The organism is uncultured Phascolarctobacterium sp. (assembly GCF_902463975.1).
In the GTDB taxonomy this organism is placed as follows: Bacteria; Bacillota; Negativicutes; order Acidaminococcales; family Acidaminococcaceae; genus Phascolarctobacterium_A.
Genome location: NZ_CABQHJ010000018.1, coordinates 44,308 through 53,910, shown reverse-complemented (window position 1 = coordinate 53,910; position 9,603 = coordinate 44,308). Strand labels below are relative to the sequence as shown.

6 protein-coding genes are annotated in these 9,603 nt (G+C 50.6%); all 6 read left to right on the top strand.

Going from position 1 to position 9,603, the window contains the following annotated elements; translation table 11 throughout:
* The first annotated feature begins 330 nt into the window (after positions 1-330).
* The 6 genes from RDW05_RS06635 to RDW05_RS06610 all read left to right on the top strand — a co-directional run bounded on the left by RDW05_RS06635 (position 331) and on the right by RDW05_RS06610 (position 9,093).
* Positions 331-1,542: an ATP-binding protein gene (locus RDW05_RS06635; RefSeq protein ID WP_307978313.1), complete on the top strand. Its 1,212-nt coding sequence runs from the start codon at positions 331-333 to the stop codon at positions 1,540-1,542.
* 240 nt (positions 1,543-1,782) lie between these two features.
* Positions 1,783-2,742, top strand: coding sequence for a 2-dehydropantoate 2-reductase (locus RDW05_RS06630; protein ID WP_307978311.1), 960 nt, complete (start codon positions 1,783-1,785; stop codon positions 2,740-2,742).
* Positions 2,743-2,769: 27 nt separating this feature from the next.
* Positions 2,770-3,573: a bifunctional hydroxymethylpyrimidine kinase/phosphomethylpyrimidine kinase gene (gene thiD / locus RDW05_RS06625; RefSeq protein WP_307978309.1), complete on the top strand. Its 804-nt coding sequence runs from the start codon at positions 2,770-2,772 to the stop codon at positions 3,571-3,573.
* A complete protein-coding gene (thiM, locus tag RDW05_RS06620) occupies positions 3,573-4,400 on the top strand; it encodes a hydroxyethylthiazole kinase (RefSeq protein ID WP_293724527.1) in 828 nt (275 codons plus the stop codon). Before thiD ends, thiM begins: the two co-directional genes overlap by 1 nt.
* Positions 4,400-5,086 carry a thiamine phosphate synthase gene (gene thiE / locus RDW05_RS06615; protein ID WP_307978307.1) on the top strand — a complete coding sequence of 229 codons (687 nt, stop codon included), beginning with the start codon at positions 4,400-4,402 and terminating at the stop codon, positions 5,084-5,086. Before thiM ends, thiE begins: the two co-directional genes overlap by 1 nt.
* A gap of 230 nt (positions 5,087-5,316) precedes the next feature.
* Positions 5,317-9,093: a phosphoribosylformylglycinamidine synthase gene (locus RDW05_RS06610; protein ID WP_307978306.1), complete on the top strand. Its 3,777-nt coding sequence runs from the start codon at positions 5,317-5,319 to the stop codon at positions 9,091-9,093.
* Positions 9,094-9,603 lie beyond the last annotated feature (510 nt).

Genomic DNA, 9,603 nt, shown 5'->3' with positions numbered 1-9,603 from the left:
AAAATAATGGATTTGGTGAACGCTAACAAAGATACTATTTACGTAGATTGCAGAGAGCAGGCTGCTTACGAAGAAGACGAGGACTATGAGGAGTAAAACACTAAAACCGAGCACTCACTAACGTGGGTGCTTTTTATTTTCCGGCATGCGAAGGTATACCGTTTTTTCTATGTTCAAAATCAGGAATAAAATCCTAATTTTATATAAAAATGCTAAAATTTGGATTCCATTCCAAACTTTTAGGGAAAATAGAAAAAACTTGGAATGCGTTCCAAGTTTTCTTGCGTTTATAACAGGTTTGCTTTACAATATAAGTAAGAGGTGATAACTATGCAGCTTATTCCAAGAAAAGAATATCTTGACTGGTTATGTCGCTGGCAGGATAAACAAATCATAAAAGTAGTATCCGGTGTACGCCGTTGCGGAAAATCAACCCTGCTCACACTTTTTAAACAGAACCTGCTTAAGCAGGGGGTAGATGAAAAACAAATTATCAGCATCAACTTTGAAGCAATGGAATTTGAAGCCTTACAAGATTATCATACTTTGTATCAATATATAAATGACCGCCTGCAGCAGGACTGCAAAAACTATATTTTTTTAGATGAGGTACAGCATTGCACGGAATATCAAAAAGCTGTCGACAGCCTGTTCATTAAGGATAATTGCGATATATATCTTACCGGTTCCAACGCCTACCTTATGTCCGGAGAGCTGGCAACCGTTCTTTCCGGCAGATACGTTGAACTAAAGATGCTGCCGCTGTCATTTAAAGAATTTGTATCTGCTTTTAGTCCGGAAAATGCTGATGTAAGCATACAGGAAAAGTTTAATTTATACCTGAATTATGGTTCATTCCCTTTTGTAGCACGTTACAATAGCTTTGACGGTGATGCTTATAATTATCTGCGTGATGTATATAATACAATTATTCTCAATGATATAGTAAAACGTCTGAAGATTACTGATGTGAACGCATTAGATAAGGTAACAAAATTTATCGCTGATAATATCGGTAATGTTGTTTCTATAAACAAAATTGCGAATACCTTAAAATCCGGTGGCAAGAGTATAGACAACAAGACTGTTGAGAAGTATTTGCAGGGATTGGTAGATGCTTTGTTTTTATATAAAGCTCCGCGCTTTAACATCAAAGGAAAGCAATTGCTTACCAATATGCCTAAATATTATATTGTTGATATTGGTATGCGCAATATCCTGATACGTAATAAAGAAAGCGATATAGGTCATATCATAGAAAATCTTGCCTATCTGGAGCTGATGCGACGCGGTTATGATGTATACGTGGGGGATATTGATAAAGGTGAGGTTGACTTTGTAGCCATTAAAAACAACCAGACAGAATATTACCAGATATCCGCCACTACGTTAAACCCTGATACATTAGCAAGAGAGTTGGCACCGCTACAAAGCGTACAGGATAATTATCCAAAATATCTTTTGACACTTGACGAGCTTTTTGGCGAAGCTAATTATGATGGAATACAAAAGAAAAACCTGATAAAATGGTTGCTTGAATGAGAGATATACAAGCTTGCCTCCAAGCTGACCGCATAATAACTTCTTCCATAATATTATAAATTTTACCAGTTCTTCACAGCAGCTTGTGCCTTGCACTTCGCTGCTGTTTTTTTATGCGCCCTGATATGCTATAATATATAGTGTATGATTAGCTTTACTGCAATGAGCGTTACAGCCTGCGCGGAATAAATTCCGTTCCGGCCTGCAGCGCTTATTTGCCAGCAATAAGGAGTGATAAGCATGGAGATAAAATCTGTCGCACTTTTGGGAGCAGGAGCCGTTGGCTCTTATATAATCTGGGGACTGAGCAAGCTCCCCGATATCAGATTCGGCATTATCGCCGAAGGCAGCCGTGCTACGCGTTTGCGTGACGAGGGCTGCACCATCAACAACGTTACCTATCATCCGCAGGTGTTGAGCCCGCAGGAGGCCAATGGCGTAGATCTTTTGATTGTCGCTTTAAAATACGGCGCTCTGACCGGCGCGTTGGCAAGCATCCGCGAGGCAGTAGGCCCCAATACTACTGTCATGAGCCTGATGAACGGCGTGGACAGCGAGAATATTATTGCCGGTGCTGTCGACAGCAAGCAGATTCTGCCTGCATTGATTAAGATTGCGTCGCGTCACGAGGGCAACGGCGTGCGTTTCAACCCGGAAAAGACTATCGGTATTGTTTTCGGCGAAGCGCAGGCACCGTTTGAGAGTGAGCGTGTGCTGGCGATTGAAGCGCTTATGCACAGTGCCGATATCCATATCCGCCATACGGATTACATTAATGAAGAAATCTGGTGCAAGTTCCGCCTGAACGTCTGCAATAATCTGCCGCAGGCTGTGATTGGCGCAGGTCTTGGCTGCTATCAGGACAGCGAGCATATGCGTGCTATTAAGGAAGGTCTGCGCCGTGAGCTGGAGGCTATCGCCGCCGCTAAGGGTATTGATATGAGCAAATGTCCCGCAAGCTCCGGCCGTGGCAGTGCCGTTCCGCCATCTGTACGCTATTCCACGCTGCAGGATCTGGACGCAGGCAGACACACCGAGATTGATATGTTCTCCGGTGCTCTGATGGCGATGGGCAAGGAGCTGGGGATTCCCACTCCCTACAACGAATATACCTATCATATTATCAAAGCGTTGGAGGAAAAGAACGACGGCCTGTTCGATTATTCCGGACAGAACAAAGAAAATACCTGCGCGCGTTGAGTGCGCATTAAAGGAGGCAGAAAGCAGATGAAGAATTTGCTGACGATTGCCGGCAGTGATTCCAGCGGCGGCGCAGGAATCCAGGCCGATTTAAAAACCTTTGCCGCTCATGGCACCTTCGGTATGAGCGTCATTACCGCCGTTACGGCACAAAACACCTGTGGTGTTACCGCAGTACAGAATATTGACTGTGATATCGTCGAAGCACAGATTGCTGCCGTTTTTGACGATATCCGTGTTGACGCAGTGAAAATAGGCATGGTGTCGCAGCCGGAGATTATCCGTACGATTGCCGCCTGCCTGCGCCGTTATCAGCCGCGCATTATCGTGGTGGATCCGGTGATGATTTCCAAAAGCGGTTATCCGCTGCTGGCACCGGAGGCCTGCGAAACGCTGATTAAGGAGCTGCTGCCGCTGGCAACATTGGTTACGCCCAACCTGCCGGAAGCAGAGGCGATTACCGGCATGCAGGTTACGGAAAAGGCGCAGATGCGCGCAGTAGCGGAAAAAATTATTGCTCTGGGTGCGAAGGCTGTGCTCGTAAAGGGCGGTCATTTAAGCGATACGGCGGATGATTTACTCTTTGACGGCAGCGCGGAAACATGGTTCCCAGGCAAGCGCATTGCTACGAAGAATACCCACGGCACAGGCTGCACACTGTCGAGCAGTCTGGCGGCAAATCTGGCCAAGGGGCTGGAGCTGATGGATGCGGTACGTGCCTCCAAGGCCTACGTTACCGAAGCCATCGAGCATGGCATCGAACTAGGCAGCGGTTGCGGACCGACGCATCATTTTGTTGATTTATACAGAAAGGCTGGTATCTTAGACTAATGGATTTAAAAAATACTTTTGGCGAGCTGGTTGACAAGCTGCGTAAGGCAAGACCTGTCATCCACGAAATTACAAATTATGTTACGGCAGAAAGCTGTGCAGATGCTGCGTTGGCAGCGGGCGCTTCTCCGGTGATGGCTGACGAGCCGGAGGAGGTTGTACAAATTACCGCCGGTGCCGACGCACTGGTGCTGAATCTTGGTACGCTGAGCTTCAATAAGCAGATTGCTATGGAGCGTGCGGCGCAGGCGGCCAAAGCCAAGGGCATCCCCGTAGTGCTGGACCCCGTTGGCGTAATGGCTTCTACCGTACGTCTGAACTTCGCGCTGAAGCTGCTGAACGCAGGCTATATTGACATCGTGCGTGGCAACCACAGCGAATGCCAGGCGCTGCTGTTGGGTGCAACCGGAGGCCGTGGTGTGGACAACATGGAGCAGGGAACCGAAGAAGGCGAAGCACTGCGCACCGCTAAGGACGCTGCTGCCAAATTCGGCTGCGTATTTGCTGTTACCGGCCCGATTGACAACATCAGCAACGGCAAGCAGGCTGTTGTGCTGAACAACGGTCACCCGCTGCTGCAGGACATCACCGGCAGCGGCTGCATGACTACTACCTTAGTTGCCTGCTGCGCCGCTATCACCAAGGATATGCTTGTTGCTGCAGCACTGGGCGTAGTAATCATGGGCCAGAGCGCCGAGCTGGCAGCCAACTTTCTCGAGAAGAAGGACGGCCCCGGCATGTTCAAGGTGCGCCTGATTGACGCAATTTACCATGTAACTACGAAGTGGAATCTGGTGAATCTGAAACCGGAGGAAAAGGTGTCCTGATGAAAGCACAGCCTGATTACAGTATTTATCTGGTTACGGACGATGGCTGCCTGCAGGGAAGGGCGCTTATAGACTGCGTGCGTGAGGCGCTCGAGGGCGGCGTGACGCTGGTGCAGTACCGCGCCAAGACAGCATCCAGCGCGGAGATGTACGCCGAAGCGCTGCAGCTGAAGGCACTGTGCGACAGCTTTAACGTGCCGCTGATTATCAACGACCGTTTGGATATCGCCATGGCAGTGGGCGCAGCAGGCGTACACCTGGGACAGGACGACCTTCCCTGCGCTGCGGCGCGCAAGATTTTGGGCGAGGATTACATCATCGGCGTTTCGGCGCACAATCCGGCGGAGGCTAGAGCGGCGCTGCTATGCGGTGCGGATTACCTTGGCTGCGGCGCTGTCTTTGGCACTGCTACGAAGGCAGACGTCAAAAAGCTGGGTACGGACGGCTTGGCAGCTATCTGCAAGGCGAAAGAACTGCCTTACTCCGGACCGAATCTTCTGGCAGCTATCTGCTGGAAGAAGGGACTGCCTGTTGTCGGCATCGGCGGCGTAACGGCGGACAATTACCGCGAGGTGCGTGCGGCAGGCGCTGACGGCGCAGCCATAGTCAGCGGCATACTGGCTCAGCCCGATATCCGCGCTACGGTAAGAGCTATTGCCAGGGTAAGCCAAGAGTTTGCCAAATAATAAACGTTGTCACAAACGTTCCTTTTCAATAAAATTATGGTCATCTTTTAGGATGGCCATTCTTGCATTGTGGCTGATTTTCCGAATTATTTTTAGCTAAAACTGAAAAATGTTCACCAATTTGCCTAGATTTATCGCTATCCATATTGGATAAAACGCCGAAGTATGTTAAAATAGATACATAAATAGCAAGTATTCACCTCGAAAAAATTACATTGGAGGCCGTGTATATGAGTAACATTAGAAGACTTTTTGTAGAAAAGAAGGATGCCTTTGCTGTTGAAGCACATGGCTTGCTGGCAGACCTGCGCAACAACCTTGGTATGAGCAATCTTACCGGTATGCGTATTGTTAACCGCTATGACGTGATGGGCTTGAGCGATGAGGAATTCGCTATGGCTAAACAGCTTGTGCTGTCCGAGCCGCCTGTCGACAATGTCGTAGAAGAAGAGCTGCCGCTGGCTGCAGGCGAGGCTGCCTTCGCCGTAGAGCTGCTGCCCGGTCAATACGACCAGCGCGAGGATTTTGCCGAACAATGTATCCAGCTGATTACCCAGAAGGAGCGCCCGATGGTTGCTGCCGCTAAGGTATATGTGCTGGAAGGCGAGCTGACTGCGGAAGAAGTTGAAAAAATCAAGGCTTACTGCATCAACCCGATTGAAGCACGTGAGGCTGAGCAGGCTAAACCCGAAACCCTCATCAGCACCTGCGAGGAGCCGGAAAAGGTTAAATCCGTTACCGGTTTCCTGACCATGTCCAAGGAAGAAGCGGAAGCACTGCGCCAATCCATGGGCCTGGCTATGAGCCTGGACGACCTGCTGTGGTGCCAGAAATACTTCAATGAAGAGCACCGCGAGCCGACTATTACTGAAATCCGTGTGCTGGATACCTACTGGTCAGACCACTGCCGTCATACCACCTTCATGACGCAGATTGAGGATGTAGATATCGTTCCCGGCACCTTTACCCAGCCTGTACAAGAGGCTTATGACAAATACATGGCTGCCCGTGACGAGGTTTACGGTGAAGACACCGAACGTCCGGTAACATTGATGGACATTGCCGTAATCGGCATGAAGAAGCTGCGCAAGGAAGGCAAGCTGGCTGACCTTGACCAGTCCGAAGAAATCAACGCATGCTCTATCGTTGTGCCTATCGAAATCGACGGCAAGACTGAAGAGTGGCTGGTAATGTTCAAAAACGAAACCCATAACCATCCGACCGAAATCGAACCGTTCGGCGGCGCTGCAACCTGCCTCGGCGGTGCAATCCGTGATCCGCTGTCCGGCCGTTCCTATGTATATCAGGCTATGCGTGTAACCGGCAGTGCCGACCCGCGCACCCCGATCAGCGAAACCCTGCCCGGCAAGCTGCCTCAGCGCAAGATTACCATCGGCGCAGCTGCAGGCTACAGCTCCTACGGCAACCAGATTGGTCTGGCAACCGGCCATGTACAGGAATACTATCATGATAAATTTGTTGCGAAGCGTATGGAAATCGGCGGCGTAATCGGCGCTGCTCCCCGTAGCGCAGTTCGCCGTGAGCGTCCCGCTGCCGGCGATATCGTAGTGCTGCTGGGCGGCAAAACCGGCCGTGACGGCTGTGGCGGTGCAACCGGTTCCTCCAAGGAGCACACCGTTGACTCCCTCATGAGCTGCGGCGCAGAGGTACAGAAGGGCAATCCTCCGACCGAACGCAAAATCCAACGTTTGTTCCGCAACCCTGCCGTAACCGCAATGATCAAACGCTGCAACGACTTCGGTGCAGGCGGTGTATCCGTTGCTATCGGCGAGCTGACCGACGGTCTTGTTATTGATCTCGACAAGGTTCCCAAGAAATACGAAGGTCTGGACGGCACCGAGCTGGCTATCTCCGAATCTCAGGAGCGTATGGCTGTTGTTATCGCTGCCGCTGACCGCGATGCCTTCATCAAATATGCTGACGAAGAAAACCTGGAAGCAACTGTTGTTGCCGACGTTACCGAAGAACCGCGCCTGGTTATGTTCTGGCGTGGCGATAAAATTGTTGACCTGTCCCGCGCTTTCCTCGATACCAACGGCGTTGCACAACACACCAACATCGTAGTAAGCGAAGAAAAAGAGGACAACGTATTCGAGCAGGTTCCTGTTGAAGTAACCTCTGATGCTGACCTGGAGGCTGCATGGCTGGCTAACCTCGGCCGTCTGAATGTCTGCAGCGAAAAGGGCCTGTCCGAGCGCTTTGACAGCACCATCGGCCGCGGCACCGTAATGATGCCGTTCGGCGGCAAAACCCAGCTCACTCCGAGCGAGGGCATGGTAGGCCGCATTCCTGTGCTGCACGGCAACACCACCGCAGCAAGCGTAATGGCCTGCGGCTATAACCCGAACGTTGCCTGCTGGAGCCCGTTCCACGGCGCAATGTACGCTGTAACTGAATCTGTAGTTCGTGCCGTAGCATTGGGTGCCGACCCTGCTAAGCTGCGCCTGACTCTGCAGGAGTACTTCCCGAAACTGCATGATGCCAACAGCTGGGGCCAGCCGTTCAGCGCACTGCTGGGCGCTTTCACCACACTTGATGCTCTGGACCTGCCGGCAATCGGCGGTAAGGACAGCATGAGCGGCACCTTCATGGACAAAACCGTTCCGCCGACACTTGTTTCCTTCGCAGTAGGCGTAATCGACGGCAACAAGGCTGTATCTGCCGACTTCAAGGCAGCAGGCGACAAGGTAATCTTCCTGTCCTGCCCGCGCAATAGTGCCGAAGTACTGGACTTTGCAGCGCTGAAGGAAAACCTGACCGCTGTACACAAGGCTATGGAAGCAGGCAAGATTGCTGCTGCTGCCGCTGTTAAAGAGGGTGGCGTAGCTGCACTGGTAACCACCATGAGCCTGGGCAACGAGCTTGGCTTTGAATTCATCAAACCGTTCCACGATACCGACAGCCTCTTCACTCTGCAGCCCGGCGGCATGGTTATCGAGCTGGTAGCAGGCGTTGAACCGGAAGAGCTGTTCGAAGGCCTTGATTACATGCTGCTCGGCCACACTACTGCCGAAGCAGGCATCACCATCAACGACACCAAGATTGACGCTGCGAAAGCCTTTGCCGCATACCGCGAGCCGCTGCTGGGCATCTTCCCGGACGGCACTCCGAAGGCAGAAGAGCCTGCTGACATCGCTATGCCGCTGTACAAGAGCGAGCTGACTTTGACCGCTCCGGTGAATATCGCTAAACCGCGCGTATTCATTCCCGTATTCCCCGGCAACAACTGCGAATACGACAGCGCCCGTGCTTTTGAAGCTGCAGGTGCCGAAGCTAACACCTTCATCGTGCGCAACCTTACCGCTGCTGCTATCGAAGAATCCGTAGAAGCAATGGTTAAATATATCAACAACTCCCAAATCGTTATGATTCCTGGCGGCTTCAGCGCCGGTGACGAGCCTGACGGCAGCGGCAAGTTCATCGCTACCATGTTCCGCAACCCGCGCATCAAAGAAGCAATCAGCGACCTGCTCGAAAACCGCGATGGTCTGATGCTGGGCATCTGCAACGGCTTCCAGGCATTGATTAAGCTCGGCCTCGTTCCGTACGGCGATATCCGCGATATGACCAGCGATGCACCGACTCTGACCTTCAACAACATCGGCCGCCATATTTCCCAGATTGTTACTACCAGAGTTGTTTCCAACAAATCTCCGTGGTTCAGCCTGTGCGAGCCCGGCGAAGAACATGCAGTTGCCGTATCTCACGGCGAAGGCCGCTTCTACGCTCCGGAAAGCACCATTAAAGAGCTGTTTGCTAACGGCCAGGTTGCTACCCAGTATGTAAATGCTCAGGGCGTACCGACGATGAACACTCCGTTCAACCCGAACGGCAGCCTGTATGCTATCGAAGGCATCACCAGCCCCGACGGACGTATCCTCGGCAAGATGGGCCACAGCGAGCGCTTTGCTCCTGGCTTGTTCCGCAACATTGCCGGCGACAAGGATCAGAAGATTTTCCTGTCCGGCGTAAGCTACTTCAAATAAGCTAAGGCTTAATACCGACACAATAAAACGCTCTGCTGACCGTAAGGTTGGCAGAGCGTTATGTGTACGTTTTGGCTATCCTCAAAAACCGTACAAAGCTGTACAAACCGTACAAACGCAGGCCGGGCAAGGCTTTGCGCATGTACGGTTTTTGTTATGATGTACGGTTTAAACGTTAGTCAGTTCCCAACCGTTTTTCAACAAGAGGTTGAGCAGTGCCTTGTCTTGCATTGTAACCATAAGATAAAGAAGGAGAAATAATGATGCGGTATATGCAGGGAAATTTATATTCATAGCGAATAATTAAAATGTAAAGCTTATACAATAATTGTAAATGAAAAAAAGAAATATAGAGAGGAAAGTATAAGATGAAAAAGATTTTAGCTTTAGGATTAGGACTTTCTTTAATTATGTCCCTAGGCACTGCTAATGCTTCAGATGTTGCACAAAAAGGTGATACGGATATTTTCTTTAATCATTGATATCCTTGATCCCTTCACAAGCCGTAAT